At 55.8% G+C, this 21,991-nt stretch carries 21 protein-coding genes and 2 pseudogenes; 6 read left to right on the top strand and 17 right to left on the bottom strand.

Going from position 1 to position 21,991, the window contains the following annotated elements:
• The first annotated feature begins 4 nt into the window (after window positions 1-4).
• Window positions 5-1,522, top strand: a complete 1,518-nt coding sequence (locus F8N62_RS01130) for a dynamin family protein (RefSeq protein WP_191632331.1) — start codon at window positions 5-7, stop codon at window positions 1,520-1,522.
• Between the two features lie 158 nt (window positions 1,523-1,680).
• On the opposite strand, the gene F8N62_RS01125 is transcribed toward F8N62_RS01130, so the two are convergent.
• Together F8N62_RS01125 and F8N62_RS01120 are read right to left on the bottom strand one after the other, a co-directional pair.
• Window positions 1,681-1,878, bottom strand: a complete 198-nt coding sequence (locus F8N62_RS01125; RefSeq protein ID WP_150709217.1) for a hypothetical protein — start codon at window positions 1,876-1,878, stop codon at window positions 1,681-1,683.
• Window positions 1,879-2,029: 151 nt separating this feature from the next.
• Complete coding sequence (locus F8N62_RS01120) at window positions 2,030-2,248, bottom strand: hypothetical protein (RefSeq protein WP_150709216.1); 219 nt, start codon at window positions 2,246-2,248, stop codon at window positions 2,030-2,032.
• A 541-nt stretch (window positions 2,249-2,789) separates the two neighbouring features.
• Between F8N62_RS01120 and F8N62_RS01115 the strand changes: the two genes are divergently transcribed.
• The 3 genes from F8N62_RS01115 (at window position 2,790) to F8N62_RS01105 (ending at window position 4,962) form a co-directional block, all read left to right on the top strand.
• Window positions 2,790-2,999, top strand: a complete 210-nt coding sequence (locus F8N62_RS01115; protein ID WP_150709215.1) for a hypothetical protein — start codon at window positions 2,790-2,792, stop codon at window positions 2,997-2,999.
• Window positions 3,000-3,204: 205 nt separating this feature from the next.
• The gene (locus F8N62_RS01110; protein ID WP_150709214.1) at window positions 3,205-4,107 is read left to right on the top strand and encodes an FRG domain-containing protein; all 903 of its coding nucleotides are present in this window, start codon (window positions 3,205-3,207) and stop codon (window positions 4,105-4,107) included.
• 309 nt (window positions 4,108-4,416) lie between these two features.
• The gene (locus F8N62_RS01105) at window positions 4,417-4,962 is read left to right on the top strand and encodes a hypothetical protein (protein ID WP_150709213.1); all 546 of its coding nucleotides are present in this window, start codon (window positions 4,417-4,419) and stop codon (window positions 4,960-4,962) included.
• A gap of 173 nt (window positions 4,963-5,135) precedes the next feature.
• Here F8N62_RS01105 and F8N62_RS01100 read toward each other — a convergent pair whose 3' ends face one another.
• The 3 genes and pseudogenes from F8N62_RS01100 to F8N62_RS01095 form a co-directional block, all read right to left on the bottom strand.
• Entirely contained in the window at window positions 5,136-6,227 is a 1,092-nt protein-coding gene (locus F8N62_RS01100; protein ID WP_412071961.1) for a methyl-accepting chemotaxis protein, read from the bottom strand.
• A 207-nt stretch (window positions 6,228-6,434) separates the two neighbouring features.
• Window positions 6,435-6,701 (bottom strand): annotated as a pseudogene (locus tag F8N62_RS32225) (PAS domain-containing protein); the annotation flags it as partial.
• Window positions 6,702-6,841: 140 nt separating this feature from the next.
• Window positions 6,842-7,420 carry a lecithin retinol acyltransferase family protein gene (locus F8N62_RS01095; RefSeq protein ID WP_150709211.1) on the bottom strand — a complete coding sequence of 193 codons (579 nt, stop codon included), beginning with the start codon at window positions 7,418-7,420 and terminating at the stop codon, window positions 6,842-6,844.
• Between the two features lie 36 nt (window positions 7,421-7,456).
• Between F8N62_RS01095 and F8N62_RS01090 the strand changes: the two are divergent.
• Window positions 7,457-8,095: pseudogene (locus F8N62_RS01090) on the top strand (tyrosine-type recombinase/integrase); the annotation flags it as partial.
• Between the two features lie 294 nt (window positions 8,096-8,389).
• Complete coding sequence (locus F8N62_RS01085) at window positions 8,390-9,844, top strand: tyrosine-type recombinase/integrase (protein ID WP_057005066.1); 1,455 nt, start codon at window positions 8,390-8,392, stop codon at window positions 9,842-9,844.
• A 205-nt stretch (window positions 9,845-10,049) separates the two neighbouring features.
• Here the strand turns inward: F8N62_RS01085 and F8N62_RS01080 are convergent, their stop codons facing one another.
• From F8N62_RS01080 to F8N62_RS01025, 12 genes are all read right to left on the bottom strand, one after another.
• The gene (locus F8N62_RS01080) at window positions 10,050-11,252 is read right to left on the bottom strand and encodes an MFS transporter (RefSeq protein WP_057005065.1); all 1,203 of its coding nucleotides are present in this window, start codon (window positions 11,250-11,252) and stop codon (window positions 10,050-10,052) included.
• Window positions 11,252-11,992 (bottom strand): alpha/beta fold hydrolase, encoded by a 741-nt coding sequence (locus F8N62_RS01075; RefSeq protein WP_057005064.1) that lies wholly within the window; start codon window positions 11,990-11,992, stop codon window positions 11,252-11,254. Before F8N62_RS01075 ends, F8N62_RS01080 begins: the two co-directional genes overlap by 1 nt.
• A 42-nt stretch (window positions 11,993-12,034) precedes the next feature.
• On the bottom strand, window positions 12,035-12,892 hold the full coding sequence (locus F8N62_RS01070) for a cache domain-containing protein (RefSeq protein ID WP_057005063.1): 858 nt from the start codon (window positions 12,890-12,892) through the stop codon (window positions 12,035-12,037).
• Window positions 12,889-13,773 carry a pantoate--beta-alanine ligase gene (panC, locus tag F8N62_RS01065; protein WP_126588901.1) on the bottom strand — a complete coding sequence of 295 codons (885 nt, stop codon included), beginning with the start codon at window positions 13,771-13,773 and terminating at the stop codon, window positions 12,889-12,891. The genes F8N62_RS01070 and panC overlap by 4 nt, the downstream gene beginning before the upstream one ends.
• A gap of 4 nt (window positions 13,774-13,777) precedes the next feature.
• A complete protein-coding gene (locus F8N62_RS01060; protein ID WP_057005061.1) occupies window positions 13,778-14,329 on the bottom strand; it encodes a glutathione peroxidase in 552 nt (183 codons plus the stop codon).
• 24 nt (window positions 14,330-14,353) lie between these two features.
• Window positions 14,354-15,478: an acyl-CoA dehydrogenase family protein gene (locus F8N62_RS01055; protein WP_150709210.1), complete on the bottom strand. Its 1,125-nt coding sequence runs from the start codon at window positions 15,476-15,478 to the stop codon at window positions 14,354-14,356.
• 42 nt (window positions 15,479-15,520) lie between these two features.
• Window positions 15,521-16,321, bottom strand: a complete 801-nt coding sequence (locus tag F8N62_RS01050; protein ID WP_057005059.1) for a crotonase/enoyl-CoA hydratase family protein — start codon at window positions 16,319-16,321, stop codon at window positions 15,521-15,523.
• Window positions 16,318-17,391: an acyl-CoA dehydrogenase family protein gene (locus F8N62_RS01045; protein ID WP_057005058.1), complete on the bottom strand. Its 1,074-nt coding sequence runs from the start codon at window positions 17,389-17,391 to the stop codon at window positions 16,318-16,320. Before F8N62_RS01045 ends, F8N62_RS01050 begins: the two co-directional genes overlap by 4 nt.
• Complete coding sequence (locus tag F8N62_RS01040) at window positions 17,391-18,539, bottom strand: acyl-CoA dehydrogenase family protein (protein WP_057005057.1); 1,149 nt, start codon at window positions 18,537-18,539, stop codon at window positions 17,391-17,393. Before F8N62_RS01040 ends, F8N62_RS01045 begins: the two co-directional genes overlap by 1 nt.
• 110 nt (window positions 18,540-18,649) lie before the next feature.
• Window positions 18,650-19,957 (bottom strand): amidohydrolase family protein, encoded by a 1,308-nt coding sequence (locus F8N62_RS01035; protein ID WP_057005056.1) that lies wholly within the window; start codon window positions 19,955-19,957, stop codon window positions 18,650-18,652.
• Window positions 19,958-20,070: 113 nt separating this feature from the next.
• A complete protein-coding gene (locus F8N62_RS01030; protein ID WP_057005055.1) occupies window positions 20,071-21,348 on the bottom strand; it encodes a cytochrome P450 in 1,278 nt (425 codons plus the stop codon).
• A 139-nt stretch (window positions 21,349-21,487) separates the two neighbouring features.
• Complete coding sequence (locus tag F8N62_RS01025) at window positions 21,488-21,991, bottom strand: carboxymuconolactone decarboxylase family protein (protein WP_169850674.1); 504 nt, start codon at window positions 21,989-21,991, stop codon at window positions 21,488-21,490.

The raw sequence follows: 21,991 nt of genomic DNA, 5'->3' as shown, positions 1-21,991 counted from the left end.
TGCCATGACTCCCAATGCAGTGCCTCGAAACACCGGCTTCACCCGCTCGCTGGCGGTGCAGCAGCACCTGCTGTCCTTCAGCGCAAACATGATGACGCAGATCCAACCGCAAGACGGATTCCTCACCGCCAGGTTCGTTGGTGAGTTTTCCGCGGGCAAGACGCGCCTGCTCGCAGAGTTGTTCGGCGATCAGATCCCGCCGGCACTGTTTCCGGTCAGCTCGCTCGAACGTCAGACTCGTTTGCCACTGGAAATCACCTACGGCGACTCGCCAGCCCTGACCTTGATTCAACGTGAGCATGACTACTCATCGGCCGAAACCCTGGAAGCATTTGCGCACTTTCCCGAACGCCATGAACTTGCTCACCTGGACCCGATGCAGCACCGGTTGCGCCTGACGATCAATGAACCACGACTGATTCTGCCTGATGGCGACGGCTACAGCGCCGACAAGAGCCCCAAGCGCCTGTTCCTGATCGACACGCCCGGCTGGAACTCGGGTGATGACGAGATCGCGGAACTGAGCGCTGCGTCACTGATGACCGGTTACCACAACCTGGCCGTGATCTACGTTTGTCAGGCCGCCCGGCTCGATGGCGCAACCAATGCCGATCACTTGCGTGATTTCATGTCGGCCCTGGTCGATGCCGACTTTTTTGATCAGGCCAAGCTGTTGATGGTCATTACCGCCTGCCCGGACAAGGATGCCGCGCACCTTAAACAGCGTGCGCAGGATCTTGCCTATCGGATATGGAGTGAGCTTGATGGTGAAGCCAACACGCTGAAACTGGATGTTTTTTGCGTGGACTTTCAGGACCTGCCCACCCGCGATCTGCATCGCTTTCGCGATCGATTCTGGGACTGCTTGCTCGCACCGCTCAAACACGCGACAACCCCCGTCAATACCAACCCATGGGCGGCAGCCCTCAAACGCTGGCCCGCCGATTGGGATATAAGCCCACAGTTACTCGAATCCGCTCAACTGCTGGAGCGCGGCAAAAATCTGCTCGACAGGGCACGCGTCCGTGAAGAGTTCGTGGAGGGCATGAACATGTACCGGCTGATGGGTTTGAAGCCCGCCGAGCTTCGCGAAAAGGTGCTGAAGTCCTGGCTTCGGCAATTGGCATGCGACATTGCAACGCTCAAAAACTGGACCGTGCCCTGCCTTGCGACGGGACATCCATTGGAACAATGGTGGCTGCATTATTGGCAGGTAGAACTGGAACAGTTGATCAGCCCGGTGCGTAACTTCTTCGCCACTGCGCAACGCACGATCAATCGACTGACACCGGATATCGAGGACTTGCAGCTACACCTGACTCAGCAACTTGCTGCACAGCATGACGTGGCTACCGCGACGCTCACCGGCAGCTTCGCCTGCCTGGTTCAAAGCATGCCTGCGCTTTGTCATGAACCTGCGGTAGAAAACCGCGTCGCTACGTTGCTGTCGTTATCGCTGCTGCAAAGCCGCTACGAAGACTATTACTTCCAGCACCGGGCGGAGTTTGCTGCGGGTACGTAAATGCGTTGATGGAAGGGATGTTTGCTAGGCGCCATAGTCCGACAGCTCAGACAGATCAAGTAGCGGTTTGGAACGGCGCGGCTTGCCAATGACGCTTGATTCCAGTGCCTGGTCAGCTAGGCGCTGACCTGCAAAAAGTTAGCAGGCGGGGAAAGAAATCAGGGTTTGGGACGCTCGCTCGATAGCGGGTTGGCGGCCTCTACGTCGGCCATCTCTTCGTCAACAGGTGCATCGTCATCCGCAGGCAGTGGAATCGCAGCCTCATTGCGCTTCGGATCGTGGCCGGTTTCGTTGTCCGTGACGCCTGTTACACCTTTCTGGGAAATGTTACCCGGTGCATTCTCATCGATGTCCATTCTCGCTCTCCATTCTGACGCGCGGGATGTCCGTGCTTGAAATTGAGAGGTTGAGAGCACTTGAAAGTGCTGATTTCTGGACGAGCGGCGGAAGAACAACCCGATGCGACGACCGAATGGTCGACGGCGAGTGAGAATGTGACAGCGAAACTCAAGCGACCTTTAGTGTCTCGACAAATACTCGACCATCCGCCATTCGATGCAGATACTCGCGCCATTTTTTGAAGGCTTGTTGCTGCCTATTGGAGACTTCTTGCCACTGAGCGCCGCCGATGAGTTCGACCGAAATCGACATCATCTGCGAAGTCGCGAGATCAAGTTCATCAATGAGTTCACGGCCATTAGGCATATCGAGAATTAGAGATCGCATAGAAGCCTGTCCTTTTTGGGTTACTACATCGACTTTCTAACTGTTTGATCGTGCGGGAGTTCCGACGAACGGCATGATTCGATTTACGTAAAATTAATCGACGATGCTGTCTGGCCATACGTGTAACAACTAAATCGCTCGGGAACAGGGCGTTGGCAAGGCTATCTGATATGCGAAAACGCTACGAAGGAAGATAAACATCCAACAGGTTTGGTGCTAAAAGCAATGCGATAAGGGTTAACAGAGGCATGAACGCACACATGAGAACTAGCCAAAATTTCTGGTGGGGGTTTTAGTCAGGGTTTTTTTTGATATGAAAAAAGCCGGTACTTTCCCCTAGCACCCCATGCACGCAGTACCCACGTAAGACCTTGTGAAACGGCCGTAAACATTGGCGCTCGCTGCAACCGAATGCCCACAAGTGCTTACAAGTGCGTGAGAGAGTCACGCAAAAGTCACGCACCCTCTTCCGGCGTTCTGCCGACCGAACACCACCCCTACCATGTACTGCTACGCTCTCCTCCATCCAAGGAGGAAAACCATGCCGAACTCTGACCTATTCCCTTCCCTGCTCTACAAGATCAATGAAAATCAGCTAGCCCTCGAAGCCGCTATTCTCGAAATCTCCAATTGGGTCGAGCAGCGAGGCGGCAGGGAAACCGCTGAAAACGTGCGCGGCGCCCTGGACGCCATCGACCGGAATGAGGAATTCATAAAGCTGACGCTGGCAATAATTATGTCGTCCGAGTGAGAGGTGACGGGCAACATTCGACCCGTAGCTGCCGATGATGACCGCCAAAAAAACGGCCTAAAAGCTGTCACCCTGACTTTTCTGCGAATCGAAATGTGATTCCATAGAAGATGAGTTACGATATCGACTATATTACAAACCCAGTTGTTGGGGGGGTGTTAGTTGGGCCTCCCCGGCTATAAATGATTAAAATTAAGATTGTATTATGACGCGTATTGTCGGACTGACCAAGAAGCATGGAGCGTATGAGGCGCGAGATCTAATTTCGTACCTTACTTTAATATATGATCTTGCCGATGAACCTACTGGCCCGCGTTGTTATCGTGGTCAGTCTGACATTGCATGGAAGGTCAGGCCGTCTGTCATGAGAGAGTTAAAGCCAGATGCTGAAAATCAGATATTAAGTGAGCTTTTGGTAGAAGCACCAAGTGAGTTTGGCTCAGACAAAAGCATGTTTGATAAGCTTGTGCGAGCACAGCACTACAGCTTACCTACACGACTTCTCGATGTTACTCTAAATCCACTTGTAGGATTATATTTTGCTTGCAACGAGGAAGTGCACCCGCAAAAAGATGGCGTAGTGCAAATTTTTGATTTCAACAGAAATCGAGAAAAATTTGCAGATAGTGACACCATCAGTATCATTTGCAATCTGTCGAGACTGTCTGACAACGAAAGGAAGAAAATATCAATTAAGTATAAAGAAATTGGAACAAGGGTGGTCGACTGGAACAAGTCTTATAAAGATAAGTTCCGTGCGATGCCTGAGGTCAAGAGGCTTATGCAATTTGTTCGGGTTGAGAAACCCTATTTTCTAGATGTAATTAATCCATTAGATTTGGTCAAATATTATTTTGTATACCCATCTAAAAATAATAAGCGGGTGATTGCCCAGTCAGGTGCTTTTATAGCCGCGGGGCTCTTGGAATACCGTTCGCTCGAACAGTCCTTAGGGCTGAAACACAAAAAAATTATTATCCCTGCCGAGTGCAAAAAGGACATAATAATTCAGCTAGACGCCCTGAATATCAACTCTAGAACAATGTTTCCTGAGATTGAATTCACTTCAAAATACATTAAACAAAAGTGGACTATTAAATCGGATTAGCTTTCGCAGGGGACTTTGACCGTCCGCTTCTGGCCGATTGCTACCCATCGCTTAGGGCAGTAAAAGACCCAAAGCTAACGGTAGCGACAGGCTGAAATCGGCCAGAAGCGGACACTCAAGGGCGTCTACGATAAGCGTGTCGATTCATTCCATAGAGCGCGAGTCAGTGGTTTTCGTGTTATGACGCTAAGTGATTTGACAGTTCATCAATGGAAGATGCCAAAAAGGAATTAAAATTCTCTCAAGGTTGACGCGTTACAGGCACGGCCTTAAATCTAACGTTAGGCACCATTGAGGAGTTGAAACAACATGGAACGTTATATTGAGTTCGACCGCTTTATTGACCTGGAAACATCTCTCGAGCAACTTCTCGCTCAGGTTCAGGGGGCGCCAATGACGGCAACATGTTGGAAGTGGGCGCTCATCGCTGCTCATTCTGCCCTACAGGGTTCTGTATGCATTGCGCTTCGAGGCAGCGCAGGTTTTGATACGTGGAAGCCGAAGCACCTCAAGAAGTGGTTAGAAGCGTATGAAGACAAAGTGGATTTACCTGATCCTCACCTCGATTACTTTATGGAACTATTCGACAGACTATTTGGTAGCGAGTCTGGAATAGACAGGGACTTGATAAACTGGCTAAATGAATCCAGAAATAATTTTATTCATTTTAATTCCGATCACTACTCCATAGAGCGCAAATCTATTGTTAATGCAATTGATGAGTCAGTATCCGCGACGATTGCGGCACCGACACGAAGCAAGGGGGTTTTTTTCTATGAGGAGCGGCAATCCGAGCGGTTTTACGCGCTCTGCCAGAGCATACGCACAAGCCTTAAGATGTTAGCAGATGACTAACAGTAGGTTTCAGCGGACGTCATCTGAATCGCCCCTAGTTTCGTAGACGCACGATGACCGCTTGTGGCCGATTTCTGCCGGTCACCATTGACTGAAATCGACCCAAAACGAACTGATACAAACGCAATTACATAGCCCACGCGGGGCGGGCCGTTGTTGAGTAGGTTAATTGGCTAGCGGTTAAATCGTTCGACCAATGAGTACTGGGTCGTAGCTGTTTGAGTCAATTCCTTACTCAGTTCTGCCGAATTCCTCGCTTGTTCAGAAGTTTGATCTGCCAAATTTGCGATGGTCGTGATGTTGCGGCTAATTTCCTCTGCGACGGCGGTTTGCTCTTCTGTCGCCGCAGCAATCTGGGTGGTCATATCAGTAATGTGCGCTACAGCTTCACTGATACCGACCAATGCTTTATCTGCCTCAAGCACCCAGGCGACCCCTTCTTCGGCCTGACGATGTCCGATTACCATGGTCTTCACGGCATTGTTGGACGAGATTTGCAGTTTGGAGATCAGGTTATGGATCTGGGTGGTTGACTGAGTAGTGCGCTGTGCCAACTGACGTACTTCATCCGCAACCACGGCGAAGCCTCGACCCATGTCTCCAGCGCGTGCGGCTTCGATTGCGGCATTCAAAGCCAGCAAGTTGGTTTGATCGGCAATGCCTTTGATGACGTCGACAACCGTCCCGATTTCATTGCTGTCTTTGGCTAATTGCGCGACCGTCTGCCCCGTCTCACCTACGACGACGGAGAGGCGCTGGATGGCTTCTCGGGTGTCTCGGGCTACATCGCGTCCACGTCCTGTCAGTACATTGGCTTCTTGAGTAGCATCAGCGGTTCGCTGGACGTGGCTCGCGACCTCTTGTGTGGTCGCCGCCATCTGATTTACGGCGGCTGACACTTGCTCAGTCTCGACTCGTTGGCGTTCAAGTCCCCTCGAACTATCGGAGGCAAGGCTGTTAGATCTTCCGGCCAGGCCGGTGAGTTGCTCTGCGGTGTCTTGCAACCGAGTCAGGCAAGTCTTGAGGCGCAATATCTGGCTCGCAAACGCGGTTTCAAGGCGTGCCTGAGGACCGCGCTCATCGCTATACATTTTGGCGATCAACTGGTCAGAGGTTGTGAGGTCAACCATTTTCAGCAGATGCAGCGCCCCTTGGTTTTGCCGGCGCGAGACAATCAATCCGATAGGAACCGATACCCCTACCGCTAGGGTTATCGCCACAGGAGTGCTGAATAATAGTCCCGCCAGGCTACCCACTAGCCCCATCGTCAGGAGCGGCAGCCAGTCCAGGAGGACGGGTTGCCATTTGTCACTGCTGGGGACGGCTGATTTTCCTAGGCTTAGGCGCTTGTAGAGGCCTTCGGCACGGCGGATTTGTTCGGCTGTAGGTTTAACTCTGACCGATTCATAACCAACGAGTTGGCTGCCTTCGAAAATTGGAGTGACGTAGGCGTTGACCCAGTAATGGTCACCGTTGCGGGATCGATTCTTGACGATCCCCATCCAAGGCTTGCCTTGCTTGAGAGCACCCCACATGTGGGCAAATATGGCGGAGGGTACATCAGGGTGCCGAACGATATTTTGAGGCGCTCCTATCAGATCCGACTTGTTGAATCCGCTGATCTCGACGAAGGCATCATTGCAGTACGTAATGACGCCTCGTGCGTCCGTTGTTGAGATGAGTTTTTGTTGCGATCCTAGGGCTATCTCTCGTTGAGTAACCGGTTGATTGTTTCTCATCTGTATTGCTCCTATGCCCTAAGTCAGAGGCATCGGCAACTATGATGAAAACATGAGTGAGTATTTCCATAAGGACGAGCTGCGCGTCGGATAGTGCATTTCTGGGCCGCAACCGAGCATACTTCACCAACGCTCGACCGTCATTTTCTGGAAAAAAGCTTTTTGGCGGCAAAGACAGCGACTGCACCCACGAGTCCTACAGGCCCACCAATTACGGCAGCTGCACCAATCAAGGCGGATTTCCCCGTCACTTTCAGAGCTGCCTCCACCGGCTTCTCTGATTCCGAAGCCGCGTCAAATCCGTTTTTCAATGCCGATCCGACAGCCAGCGCGGTGACCACAGCACTCCCGCCAGGAATGATATGAGCCACCTTACTTCCGGCCACAGAGAGCACAGACCGAACTTGCTCGCTGGTGGTCGTCCCATCGATGCACCAATTTACGAAATGCTCGCAATTGTTCGTAACCAGGTTGTAAGAGTTTTCACCTAAACGTGTATACCCGCGAGCGATGCGCTCCTCAGCGTCATGCACCGCAAATAGATGCGGTTTCACTACGGTCGGCATACCCCCGCTGAATTTTTCAAGACTCACTCTGCAGATAGGCCCAGAGACACTGTCCCCAAAACCAGAATAATGGAGAACCTCGCCGGCACCAATATAGATACCATGGTGCGTATACCCGCACCTCACGCTGACCAGATGATCGCCCCTGCGCATAGCTTAATCCCTGAAAAATATCAGCGATGATGGCATAACCCGGCAGCCAGCACCATCAATCGCATCGAGAAGAAGCAGCGCAAGCGCCACACCGTGGAGGGCTTGAAAGCCATCCGGGAGAAGGCGCCTGAATGGTTGATGAACGCAATCGACCTGGCACTAATCACTGCCCAGCGCCGCACAGACATCCTCGACATGAGGTTCGACGGCGTTCGGGAAGGATTCCTCTACGTCGTGCAGAAGAAAACAGCCAAGGCCAGTGACGCGGCCTGGATTCGCTTTCGCGTGACGCCAGAGTTACAGGCGGTTATCAGCCGGTGTCGTGACAATGTCGCTTCGCCGTACCTGGTGCACCGTAAGCCCGAGCGCAAGAAACAAAAGCAGGCAGAGACCAAGGCGCACTGGACGAAGGTTGAGGAGAGATATTTGACTCGGGCGTTCAAGGACGCCCGAGAGGCGGCGGAATGCTACAAGGGGTGGAAGGAAGAAGAGATGCCGGGCTTCCATGAAGTCAGGGCGCTGTCACTGCACCTGTACAAGAAAGCCGGAAAGGATGGGCAGAAGATTGCCGGCCACGCCAGCGAAGAGATGACCCGAAACTATCAGAAAGAACATGACGAGGTGATCTGGTCGGATGCAATACCCGACCTGAATATCAGCGAAATCACCGGATAGTTTTGCGCAAGTTTTGCGCGGGTTTTGCGCAGACACAAAAAAGCCGATCTGACTGATCGGCTTAAGTGTCTGATTTTACTCAGGAATAATGGTCGGGACGGAGTGATTCGAACACTCGACCCCTAGCACCCCATCTCCTTTTTCATACTTCTTGAAAGATTCCAAAATTTTACTCTGGATTTTTCTAAGCTAGTATTTACTTGAGCTCCAGCGGTGTTCTGCTCTACGAGAGTCCAGGAACGTCCATCAAGAGCCGACGTTTTTGTGGGGGTAAAAGTAGGGGGAGTCCATTTCATGGCCAAAATCACCATCAAAGAACTTGAGTCGCTGACCGTCAATGATGCCGGCCGGATCCTCCGCGAGGATGGTAATCTCGCCGGTCGAATCTCAGTCCGCAAGGACGGCGTGTCAGTCAGCTTTTTCTACCGTTATCGCTGGGGCAATCAAAACAAAGAGTACGCCTGCGGAACCTGGCCGCGCAAATCCCTGACGGACATCCGCAAGGCCCGCAACCAGGCCCGGGCGCTCATTGATGAGCAGATCAATCCCAGCGAGCAAAAGAAAACCGCCAAGGCCCAGGCATACGCCGCTACTAACGTAGAGGCTGAACAAGTAAAAACGACGAAGGTGAAAACGCTGACCGTCCAGGATCTGGCCAGCGCGTGGCTGCTGGATGGCGTAGCGCGGAAAGATGGCAATGCTGAATTGCAACGACGCTTTAACAAGGACCTTTATCCGGCACTCGGCAAGACCGCGGTGAGCAGCGTCTCCGAACACGATGTTCGGGCGCTGATCCGCGCCGTGGTCAACCGCGGCGCTCACCGGCAAGCCATCAGTTTCTTCGCCGACCTCACTCAGATGTTCAGCTGGGCCAGAAAACGTCAGCCCTGGCGGGCCTTATTGATCGAGGGCGATCCGACGGAACTGGTCGACATCTCCCCTCTGATCCCAGCCGACTACGAGGCCGAAAGAAGCCGCATCCTTTCACCGGCTGAGCTGTTGGAACTGCACAACCGCTTCCAGCAAATGACTGCCGATTACAACGCCCTGCCCGCCGGGCAAAAATACGACGGCATACGGCCGCTAAAGAAAGAAACCCAACTCGCACTCTGGATCAGCCTGGGTACGCTGTGCCGGATTGGCGAGTTGCTCCAGGCCGAATGGAAAAATGTCGATCTTGACCGGCAGACCTGGTTCCTCCCCAGTGAAAACGTCAAAGGCACCCGGGGCAAGAAACAGGACCACCATGTGTTCCTCTCGCCATTTGCCCTGCATTTCTTTCAGGAACTCAAGACGCTGACGGGAAACTCTGAATGGTGCTTTCCCAACAAGCAGGATGATGGGCATGTGGATGTGAAAGTGGTGAGCAAACAGGTCGGCGATCGTCAGGCTCGGTTCAAAAACCGTAAGGCCCTCTCTAGACGGCGTCATGACGATACCCTGGTGCTTGCTGACGGCCAGAACGGTGACTGGACCCCGCATGACCTGCGCCGTACCGGCGCGACCATGATGCAGGCCTTGGGGGTCAGCCTGGACGTCATCGATCGCTGCCAAAATCATGTGTTGGCCGGCTCTAGGGTGAGGCGTCATTACCTGCATCACGACTATGCCGAAGAGAAGAAAAGCGCCTGGAACCTGTTGGGCGATCGGCTCAGTGCCGTTCTTTCCTCAACCTACGAGCATCCTCCGGTCGAGTCGATGATGTCCTTTCCAGACTACGCAGCCGCAGAGACTCTGCCGTCGTCATAAGTCGAATTCTTATAACGCTGAACTCCTTGTAGTTATGTATATATCGCTGAGAGCTCGGTTCGGGTCGATTCCGACCCGACATGACACGCAGCAATCGGCCAATAGCGGTATAGCTGGTTCTGTTATTTTCCCGCTGACAGATCGTCGGAGAGCTTACTTGCACGTCAGTTATGTGAAACAGAGGTATGCTATTAAACAACTAACACTAATCGCGTATACGCCCCTTCCGCCATAGGCAGAGCACTACCAGAAACCCGCCCATCGACATCAGTGCTGCACAGAGAAATATCGCAGCAAAACCAAAACCTGACGCAACCAGGCCCATCACCGGACCGGCCATCCCCACTGCAATATCGAAGAATAATGAAAGGGCGCTGAGCGCCGAGTTACGGTTCGCGGCCGGAGTGCTAGCCAAAGTCTCCACCCCAAGCCCCGGATAGACCCATGACACCCCTATCCCGGTTAACGCCCCGCCGGCAATGGCCAGCGCAGGCGAAGGCGCGAGCCATATCAGCAGCATGCCCAATGTCTGCACAAGCAGGCAGCCGCCCACCACTTTGTACCCTCTGAATCGCTGCAGTATTCCTGGCGACGACAATCGGGCAACGATAAAACCTGCGCCGAAACCACTTAAGCAATAGGCGGCGTAATCCCAGCCGAGACTATCGAAATACAGTGCGACGAACGCCGTAAGCCCGCCAAATCCCACCGAGCTGCAAACCAGGACCAGGCCATTGGGCATGACGGCGAACAGGACTCGGTGAAATGCCAGACGGGCGCCTGCAACCAATGGCGCTGGGCGCTTGCCCAGAGCCAAAAGCAGGAACGCCAAGCCAAGCAACACGGTGCACAACCCCACACTGGCGATACCCATCGAATTGCGCAGCAGCACACCCAGTGGCGCGCCAACAGCCGTGCCGCCGTAAGCCGCTATTCCGTTCCACGACATGACCTGTGCCGCCCGCGGGGCACCACATAACCCGATGGCCCAGGTGCAGCAGGGCGTGGAGATCATGGCCGTGGACGCCCCCAACACCAGCCTCCCCAGCAGTAATAGCGTCAGGGTCAACCAGGGTTGGGTGGGCAGGATAATGGCGAGCGCCGTCAGGGCGCCGCTCAACATCAAGCCACTGAACCCGCACACAACCGCGTATTTGGCACCCAGGCGATCGGCCACACCACCGGCCAAGGGGCGGGCCAGGAGCGTCGCCAGGTATTGCGAGCTGATAACCACGCCGGCGAAAACCGAGGTCAGGCCCAGGTCATTGAGGACATAGCCCGGCAACACCGCAAGCGGCAAGCCACTGCATATGTACGAGATAAAGTTGAAGCTGATAATGGACAGGATCAACCAATCGCTGCGGATTGCCTTGCCGTTGCTACGGATTGAAACACCGATATCGCTCATCACTCATGCCGCTCTATACCTCGTATGACATCCGCCAGTAGCTGCGGGTGTGATACGAACGGCTCGTGCGCCGTATCTATCTCGATAACCACGCCCGCGCCAGCACGTTGCGCAAAACGGCGTTGCCAGTCGACGGGCAGGATGTTGTCGCGCAGTGTGATGATGTAACTCGCCGGAATCATTCCCAGGTATCCCGCACGACTGATGGAGTCTGTCGCCACACAGAGTGGCGTCGTGTCCTGGCTCGCTTCGCTTAACAACCAACTCATGGTTTGCTCACTCAAGTCCTGACCGAACATGGCCACCGCCAGCGCTTGAGGGGTTGTGTGCGCGGGGTCCAGCGGCCAGCCGACATGTTCCGGGCTTTCGCCATGCAGCGTTGTGCCAAGTAACTCCAGAATCGATTGGCCTTCACTGGGCAATGCGCAGGCCAGGTAAACCAGCTGCGAATATAGTTGCGGAGCAGCCAGCACCATCATTGGCAGCACGACCCCCGCAATGGAATGCCCAAGCAACACGGCCTGGTTCACACCGAGTGCATGCAGGTCGTCATTAAGCTCCTTGACCACATCGTCGAGCCGCAGGGACGCAACATCTCGACCGCGCTTCTTGCCGCACCCAGGCATATCCAGAGTGATCACTCGTTTGAAACATCCGGGTTGTTGGTTTAACGCCTCCACAAAAGGCTTCCAACACCACGAGCCATGGTTGCCGCCATGCAGCAATACTAAATCAGTCATGCGCACACTCCTTGCTGCGGGCGCCGGTGGTCCCTGTTTTGATCACTTGATTGCATAGCAGCCCACGGCGACGACGTATCCATTAACCCGCTGCAGAAAAGTCCTCTTGTATTCATTCTGCCCCGTCATAGGGTTACGCCATTGATAAGTGATCTCCCCTGCTTCATGCGTGTTCATCTGCTTGAGTATGTCCTCGCCAATCGGCTTGCCGTCGGTAGAGCGCAATGACTTGAAGTCGGTGCCGATCAGCCGGGGCGAAAAGCCGTGAGCGATGAACCGCCTGGTTTTCAGGTCCACCACAAAGGCATAGAGATCATCCTGGGTGAGCTGCTTATCGTGCTGATTAATGCGCCCGACAGTGGCTTTTGCGTCGCTGGCAACTTGCGCCGAAATCTGGCGCAGCAGCTGTTGTGCCTGTTCAGGGCTGGACCGTGGCATGTAGTAACCCACGGAGATCACCCGATCTTTCACACGTTGATAGAACACGCGCTTACGCTCGACCTTACCGTGTTGCCAGTTCCACCAGCGGTATTCGGCGCTACGCACGATGCCGTCGTCTGGCTGCGAAATCGCTTGCTGGAATGCAGCCTTGAGGTCGTCGTCCAGAACGCTGACCACCGGTTTTCCGACCAGTGAAACCGAAGGCCCTCCGCTGGCAAGCATCACGCCGGAGGTATCGACAACGTAGATGTACAGCTCTCCATCGACATAGGCTCCCTGGCGACTGAACTCAGCCAGGGCGGTGTCGCCCTTGGCTTTGTATTCGGCGACAGCTTTTAACAGCAAGGCGTTGGCACGCTGGGTGTCGGCACCATAGGCATCCACTGGCGCTTGTTGAGCCATGCCGACAAGAGAGACAAGGCACAGGCCAAGAACAGTGAACGCTCGATAGAGGCTCATGGGTGTTGTTCCTCTGGTGATCTTTTTGATGGCCGAAGGTCCACCGTCAGATTGTCAATGAGCCGCGTTTTGCCGATGCGCGCCGCCACAAGAATCACAAAGTGAGTATCGGAGCTGGTCAGAGGTTTTAAATCCTGAGCATTCCTGACTTCAAAGTATTCCGGCTGAAAACCGGCGTCGCTTATACGTTGATGACATTCAATCAACAGGTGCTCAGTCACCCGCCCCTCAACCTGGATACTCGCCTCCATTTGCTTCAAACAAGCGTAAAGGACGGGGGCCACCGAACGCTCATGGTCACTCAGATAGCCGTTGCGCGACGATAATGCCAAGCCGTCCGCGGCCCGGATCGTCGGTGCACCGACAACGTCAGTCACCATATTCAGATCCCTGACCATGGAGCGGACGACTGCCAGCTGCTGATAGTCCTTTTCCCCGAAAACAGCCACGTCTGGCTGAACAATGTTCAGCAGCTTGACGACGACAGTGGCCATGCCATCAAAGTGACCAGGACGTGCCGCAGCGCAAAGACCTTCAGACACGTTCGGCACACTGACGATGGCCTGATTGAGCATTCCATCTGGATAGATCTGTTCGACAGCAGGGGCAAACAGCGCATCACACCCGGCGTTGACCAGTCTTTCGCGATCGGCGTCGGGGGTCCGAGGATAGTTGGCCAGATCCTCATTCGCCCCGAACTGGAGTGGATTGACGAAGATGCTGGCGACCACAAAATCGGCTCGCTGCTTTGCGCAATGAATCAGGGCGATATGACCGTCATGCAGGTTGCCCATTGTCGGCACCAGCGCGACTTTCTTGTTTTCACCTCGTGCACGGGCCACGAGCGCACGAAGCGCGCTAACCGTATCGACTGTCAGCACCGCTTCACGCCTCTTGGACCAATTGAGCTTCGATTGCTTCAAGCAAACGAGGATCATCAGCCGCGATGTCTGGAGCGAAACGGGCAACGACCGTGCCCTGCCGATCAATCAGAAACTTTTCGAAATTCCAGAGTACGTCCGTTGTGTTGTCTGACTTGATGCCATAACCCGTCAAGCGCTCTCGGAAAGGACCTTCACCCGTGGACTCGGGCTGTGCAGCAGTCAGCTCGGCGTAGAGAGGATGCTGGTCCGCGCCGACAACCGAGATTTTCGAGAACAACGGAAAGTGAATGTCATAGTTCACTGAACAGAACTCAACGATTTCCACATCGCTACCCGGTTCTTGCTCCTTGAAGTTGTTGGCGGGGAAACCCAGTATTTCCAGGCCTTGGGATTTTTTGTCTTGGTACAGTTTTTCCAAGCCCTCGTATTGCGGGGTCAGCCCGCATTTTGAAGCGACATTGACCACCAACAGGACCTTGCCCCGATAGTCGCCAAGGGTGCGGACGCTTCCATCGATCTGCTTCAGCGAAATGTCGTAAAGGGAATTACTCATCTGTTTGCCTCATGCAAATGTGCTTCAAAGGGTACGGCCGATAATTTCTTTCATGATTTCAGAGGTGCCGCCATAGATGCGCGCGACCCGGGCGTCAACCCAGGCGCGGCTGATCTTGTATTCGCTCATGAAGCCGTAGCCGCCATGTAATTGCAGAAACTCATCAAGCAGCTTGCCTTGCATCTCCGAGCCCAGCAGCTTGGCCATTGCCGCGATTTCCGGCGTCAGTTCACCGCGCATCACTTTGGCCAGACAGTCGTCGACGAACACCCGCAGCATGGTGGCCTGGGCCTTGGCTTCAGCGAGTTTGAAGCGGGTGTTCTGGAAGTCGAGCACCGGTTTTCCGAAGACCTTGCGCTCCCGGGTGTAGCCGATGGTTTCTTCCAGCAGCGTGTCGATGGATTGCGCGGCACGGATCGCGATGATCAGGCGTTCCCAGGCCAATTGATGAGTCAGGTATTTGAATCCCATGCCCTCCTCACCCAATCGATTGCCGACGGGCACCCGGACTTCATCAAAAAACAATTCGGCAGTGTCTTGCCCTTTCAGGCCAATCTTTTCCAGCAGACGCCCCTTGGCGAAGCCGGCTCGGTATTCCTCAACGCAGATCAGTGTGAGTTCCTTGGCCGCCGGATCAATCTTGGTGGCGGTGACCACCAGTCCGGCATTGCCGCCGTTGGTGATAAAGGTCTTCTGGCCGTTGACGATGTAGTCATCACCGTCACGCCGCGCCGAAGTGCGCATGGCACGCAGGTCGCTGCCGATACCCGGCTCGCTCATGGCGATGACGCCGATCAACTCACCACTGACCATACGTGGCAGCCATTGCTGCTTCTGCTCTTCGCTGCCATAGGCAACGATGTAAGGCGTGACGATTTCCGAGTGGGTGGTGAAACCCACGGCGGTAGCGTTGGCCCGCGCCAGCTCTTCGATCATCACCGCCGAGTGACCGAAGTCGCCTCCGGGGCCACCGTATTCTTCAGGCACCGTGGAGCATAACAAGCCGTTCTCACCGGCCTTGAGCCAGACTTCCTTGGGAACGATGCCGTTTTTTTCCCACTCATGCAGGTAGGGCACGATTTCGCGGTCGACGAAACGGCGGGCCTGATCACGGAACATGTTGTGGTCTTCTCGAAATACGCCACGCATTTTGCTTACTCCAGATCGATTCTTGTATTAGGCGATGGGTAATCAGCGGTCCTGGTAATTGGGATCGCGCTTGTCGACAAAAGCCGCCACCGCTTCATGATGGTCTTCGGTGTGATGCGCCAACGCCTGATACGCCGCCGACAATTCCAGCAGCGAATCGAGGCGCATATGTTGGCCTTCGCGCAGCAGACGCTTGCACAGGCGTAACGCATGACCCGGGTTGCTGGCGATTCGGCGCGCGAGCGCCTGCGCTTCCGATTGCAGCGTTTCGTGGGTGCAGACTTGCTCGACAAGCCCCCATTCCAGCGCCTTGGCTGCATCGATAGCGTCACCGGTAAACGCCATCAGACTGGCTTTAGGGATACCAATGATGCGCGGCAACAGCCAGGCGCCGCCGTCACCCGGAACGATGCCCAGACGCACGAAACTCTCGGCAAAGATCGCCTTGGGCGCCGCCAGCCGGATATCGCACATACAGGCAAGATCGAGGCCCGCACCGATCGCCGGGCCGTTAACCGCGGCGATCACCGGGATATCCAGCTCATAAATCGCCAGGGGAATACGCTGAATGCCGTCCCGGTAGGTATTGCGCAGTTCATACGGCGAGCCGGCGAAAATGCCGCCGCGCTCGTGCATGTCCTTGACGTTGCCACCGGCACAGAAAGCGCTGCCATTGCCGGTAAGCACCATTACCCGTACCGACATGTCACGGCGCAGTTCAGCGCAGAGATCGACAAACTCCTGGATCTGCTCGCGCGTCGTCAGGGCATTGCGCGTGTCGGGATGGTTCATGCGCACGGTGACGATGCCGCCCTCACGCTCAATCTGTAGAAACGGGCTCATACCGGATTACTCGCGAGACGGGTTAAGGGTTGTTGGCCATGGCTGGTGAGCAAGGGCCAGTATCCATCGCTGCCGCCTTGGCATATCTGAGTACCCAGGCGTTGACTCCAAAGGCTGGCCGAGCCGAATTCACTGCGCCACGCCCACAACCGACGGGTGAGCAGATGCAGCGGATATTCCTCGGTAAAGCCAATGGCGCCATGCACTGAATGGGCGATGCTTGCGCCGACGCTTGCGGCTTCTGCGGTGCTGATTTTTGCCGCGGCAATGGTCAGCGCCGCGAGCCCCGCACTGGATTCCGTGAAGGCCGCCTCGGCCGCGATGCCGGCGGCGGCAGCCTGCTCAGCGAACACTGCAAGCTGTTGTTGAATGGCCTGGAAAGAACCAATTGCCTTGCCGAACTGCTTGCGTTCACCGGCATAGTTGGCGGTCATGTCCAGTAGGGCGTGCAAAGCCCCGGCGGTCTGCGCCGCGCGCAGCATCGCGCCGCCCAGTTCCAGGACGTTGGCGTCGAGCCCGCCGGGCAACGGTGCTTGTGCCAGTACCTGGGCACTGGTGAAACCCAAATCATCGCGCGGTTCGCCTGCCACATTCAGACTCAACGTCAGTTCACTCGCCGCGATTCGCGACAGCAGCACCACATGCGCCACGCCGGTTGGGCTATTGGCGATGGCGACGACCGCTTCAACGTTGCGCCCCCAAGGGACCGAGTAGACGGTGCCGTAAACGCGCTCGCCCTCAAGTACCAGATCGGCGTTGGCGGCCACGCTGATGGCACCTGCCCTGCCCTCCAGGCCAGCCCTGCTCAGCAGCCAATTGCCGAGCAGGGCTTCACCCAAAGGTGCAGGTACTGAAAAGCGCCCAGCGGCACGGATCAGCACATACATATCGGCCCAACTGGCCTCAGCGCCGCCCAGCGCTTCGGTGACACCCGCCAGGGTGAAGCCCGACTCGTCCAGCGCAGCCCATAACTCGGCCGGCCATTCGCCGCCTTCACAGCTCATCACATAAGCCGGCGTCGCCAGATCGGCAAACAGGCGTTCAATCGTCGCTTCGAATATCTCGCGCATTATCGCAACCCCAGGCCGCGGGCAATGATGCCGCGCAGAATTTCGCGAGTGCCCCCGCGCAGTGAGAATGAGGGCGCCATCTGTGTCAGGTAGGCCAGCACGCGTGCGTGCTCGCTGCCGCCGTCCTGCCGTGGCTCGGTTTCCAGCAACAGCTGGGCTACTTCGGGAATTTCCTGCTCAAAAGCATTGCCAAGGTCTTTCACACAGGAGGCCGCCCAGGCTGGATGTTCACCCGCTGCCAACTGTGCCGTGACCGACAACGACATATTGCGCAGCGTCAGCAGCTTGGCTGACAGTCGCCCGATCTCCCGCGCTTGTAGTGCGTCAGGGGACTTGCCCACCGCGTCGATCAGTGTTTTCAACAACGCCATACAACTGAGGAAGCGTTCAGGGCCGCTGCGTTCGAAGGCCAGTTCGGCGGTCACCTGGTCCCATCCCTTCCCTTCAGTGCCGATCAAAGCGTCGGCGGGTAGCCTTACATTGTCGAAGAACACTTCGTTGAAGTGCTCGCCACCGGCCAGGTCGCGAATCGGGCGAATGGTGATGCCGGGCAGGCTCAGGTCGACGATGAATTGCGACATGCCCTCATGCCGGGCCGCTTGTTTCTCACCGGTACGCACCAGGGCAATCATGTACTGCGAATGGTGCGCGTTGGTGGTCCAGACCTTCTGGCCATTGACGAGCCAGCTATCGCCATCACGCACAGCAGTGCTTTTGATCGAAGCCAGGTCCGAGCCGGAATTGGGCTCGCTCATGCCAATGCAGAAGTAACTTTCACCCCGGCAAATGGCTGGAAGAAAGTGCTGTTTTTGTTGCTCGGTACCGAAGCGATTGATCAGCGGCCCACTTTGCCGGTCGGCGATCCAGTGAGCCGATACCGGCGCACCGGCGGCCAGCAATTCTTCAATGATCACGTAGCGTGCAAAAGGACCCGCCTCGCCACCGCCGTAGGCTTTGGGCAAGGCCATGCCCACCCAGCCCCGCGCGCCGAGCTTCTTGCTGAATTCAGCGTCGAAGCCCATCCAGGACTGTGCACTCAAGGTCGGTGGGTAATCGGCCAGTGTGTCGAGAATGAACGCCCGCACTTCGGTGCGAAGCGCTTCCGCCTCGGGAGGAATATTACTGTAGGAAAATTGACTGATGGCCATATGCGCTCTCTAACGCTGAACACAGGCGCAATCGCTTCGAACGAAGCGACCACAGATCGGCAACCGCTCCACAGTCGCCGTTGGCCGGCGACTGTAGGAACAGCGGCAACTTACAACGCGGTTTGCGCGTCAGCCTCGGCAAACATCGCATTGATGTCGCCGGAGGTGACCGGCTTGTTGTCGTGACGACCATGATCGGCACCACCCAAGCCCAGTGCTGGCTCGGTGCTGACGTGCGTGGCCTGAGCCCGCAGCGCGCCGACCGTGCAGTTTTCCCGACCGTGGATAGCGAACGGATCGAAGGAAAACTCACGCATTGCGTTCAAGTGAGTGACTTTGTCGATCATCTCTTTAGGCAGGTGCTGCAACCCTTCCCAAGCGGTTTCCGGCGAGTTCGGCCAGGTGCAGTCGGAGTGCGGGTAATCGCTTTCCCACGTAACCATCTCGGCGTTCAGATAATCGAGGTTCTTCAGGCCGAAATTATCTTCAATGAAGCAGGTGATGAAGTGCTTGTTGAAGATGTCGCTGGGCATCTTCCCGTCGAAGTTGGAATTGGTCCACGCGTTATGGTGACGGTGGGTGAAGTCAGCACGCTCCAGCAAATAAGGAATCCAGCCGATGCCGCCTTCGGAAAGCGCCATGCGCAGGTCCGGGAATTTCTTCCACATCGGCGCCCAGATCCAGTCTGCGGCGGAGTTGGCGATGGAAATCGGCATGGAGGTGATCCAAGCGTCGATAGGCGACAAATCCGAAGCGTGTTGAGCTTTCACGCCGGTACCGATATGGCAGCAGATCACCACCTTGTTATCGCTGCAGGCTTTCCACAGCGGGTCCCAGTAATCGCTATGGATCGACGGGTAGCCATGAATAGCCGGGTTGTCCGACAGCGAAAGCGCGTGCACACCTTGTCTGGCCAGACGTTCGACTTCGGCAGCCGCGGCTTTCATGTCCCACCACGGCACGATCATCAGCGGAATGAAACGGCCTGGCGCAGCGTTGCACCAATCGTGCAAATGCCAGTCGTTGTAGGCCTGGATGGCCGCCATCGCCACGTCTCGGTCAGCGTGTACCTGGAAACGCTGTCCGGCAAAACCCGGAAAGGTGGGGAAGCACAATGAACCGAGTACGCCGTTGGCGTTCATGTCGTCGACGCGGTCCTTGATGTTCCAGGTGCCACGGCGCATTTGCTCGTAGCCCAGCGGCTCCATGCCGTATTCCTCTTTTGGTCGACCGACCACGGAATTGAGGCCCATGTAGCCAGTGGCCTGTTCCTCGAAGACCCACACATCACGATCACCCTTTTTGACCACATGCGGCTCACGACCCTTGAAGCGGGCGGGCATGTGGCGAGCAAAAGCATTCGGCGGCTCGATCGCGTGGTCATCGACGCTGACAAGAATCAGATCTTCAACTTTCATTGTTTTCCCCTTCGCATTCGGGCTTGTTGTTGTGCCTGAATCATAGTGCACATCTCTATTTAATTAAACACATTTTTTGAATCTGTTCATATTAAATCGAGTGCGCATCTCCATCAGTCCCACAGCACGTGCAAATAGTGCGGACCGCGCAGCTGTGCGCCGACGATCTGCGGCCCGGGTTTGTCAGGGTCGAGACGGATGTTGGGCATCAGGTCGAGGATCGCATTCAGTGCGCAGTTGATCTCGGTTTTGGCCACGAATTGACCGATACACATGTGTGGGCCAAAGCCGAAGCCAAACGAAGGTTTGGGCTTGCGGTCGATGTCGAATTTATCGGCGTTTTCGAATGCATCTTCGTCGCGATTGGCCGAGGTCACGATGCATTGCACCATTGCCCCTTTGGGGATGGCTACACCGCGGATCTCCAGGTCCTTGGCGGCCTGACGCACCTTGAAGGTGGCCACAGGCTCGAAGCGCACCGCCTCGTCGATGGCCTTGTTTACAAGGCTACGGTCATTACGCACCCGCTCCAGCACCTCCGGATTTTGCAGCAGCAACGACATCAAGGTACCGAAGGTGCGAGTCGTGGTTTCGCTGGCAGCCGGGAGCAGTGAGCGTACAAAGGTGGCGATTTCATGATCGTCCAGCGACCGTCCTTGATACTCCGCGTTGATCAGCCGGCTGATCAGGTCATCGCCCGATGCGCCCTCGGCGCGACGCTCGGACACCACCACTTTCACCACATCGTACAGAGCCTGAGCGGCCTGCATGGCCGCGCCGCGGGCCGCGGCGGCTTTTTCCGGATCGACTTGCGGGCCCGCCAGGATGGCCAGCGCCCAGGCCGCGTACTGCTCGATCTGCTCGGGACGATCCTCGGGAAAGCCGATCAACGCGTAAATCACCCGGATCGGAAAATACAGGGCAAAGTCCATCAGATCGGCACCCTTGGCCGGGACCATCGGCTTGAGATACTCCTCGCGAATCACCCGATCGATCTTAGTTTCTTTCCAGCGATTCACCGTCTCGGGCATGAATACCGGTTGCAGCAGATTACGGATGTTCTTGTGAGCATCCCCGTCCATTGCAGTGAGGATCAAGCCATCGAAAAACGCACCCAGCCCCTCGGCGATAAAACCGCTGGTAAAGGTGCCGGCGTCACGCATGACCGCCATGACATCGTCGTATTTGAACAGTGTGAAGGTTGGCCGGCTGGCATCCAGGCCGGCAATCGACGGCACGCCCAGACTTGCCATGAAGTTGCCTTGCAGCACGGGCGAATTGGCGCGCATATCGCGGTAAGTCGCGTGCAGGTCGATATCGCTGGTACCGCGATAATTACTGGCTACGTCGGTGAAAGCCTTCGTCAGATCGTTCTGCACCGGTGTGGACATGATCGTCTCCGCTATTTTTGTCATTATTTTTTGTCAGGTAGCTGCTTAAGGCCATACCTTCTGGCTGATAATAGGCCTGACTAGATCGGTATTGGACACTTATTAATAATTCGATCAACTATTTGTGCTGCGAGACGTGTCAATAGGCCTGCTGCACCAGTGTCATGCGGCCACCCGCCAACATCAGGGCGCAGTACAGCCCCAGCTCTGCCACCTGGGCGTCAGAGAAAAACTCCCCGAGTCGCAAGAAATGCGTGTCGTCGATCTCCAGGTAATCGCTGGCAAACAACTCGGCATAACGCAACGCGGCACGTTCGGCTGGCGTGAAGGACTCGCTGTCCGTCGCCATGCACGCAATATCCTCTTCAGTAACTGAGTCGGACTTGCGCGCCAGTTGGCAGGCCTGGCAAGTGGTGATGCTGGCGATTTTCAGCCGCACCAACTCGCGTAAACGCTCATCGAGCAGGCTGTCGCTGTGCAGGCTCTCCATCAAACCCAGCCAGGCCAGGGCTACCTTGGGTCGGTGAGCCCAGACCTGCACCGGCGTCGTTGAACTGAGCATGCGACTGCGCCGGCCCCGCTCCACCGCGTCTTGCAACGCAGCCGGCATGGCATCCAGTGGGATCAGCGGTAGGCGCGCCAT

It is taken from the genome of Pseudomonas fluorescens, assembly GCF_902497785.1.
In the GTDB taxonomy this organism is placed as follows: domain Bacteria; phylum Pseudomonadota; class Gammaproteobacteria; order Pseudomonadales; family Pseudomonadaceae; genus Aquipseudomonas; species Aquipseudomonas fluorescens_BO.
Note: the sequence above shows the minus strand (reverse complement) of the source record. Positions and strands in the feature narration are given on the sequence as shown.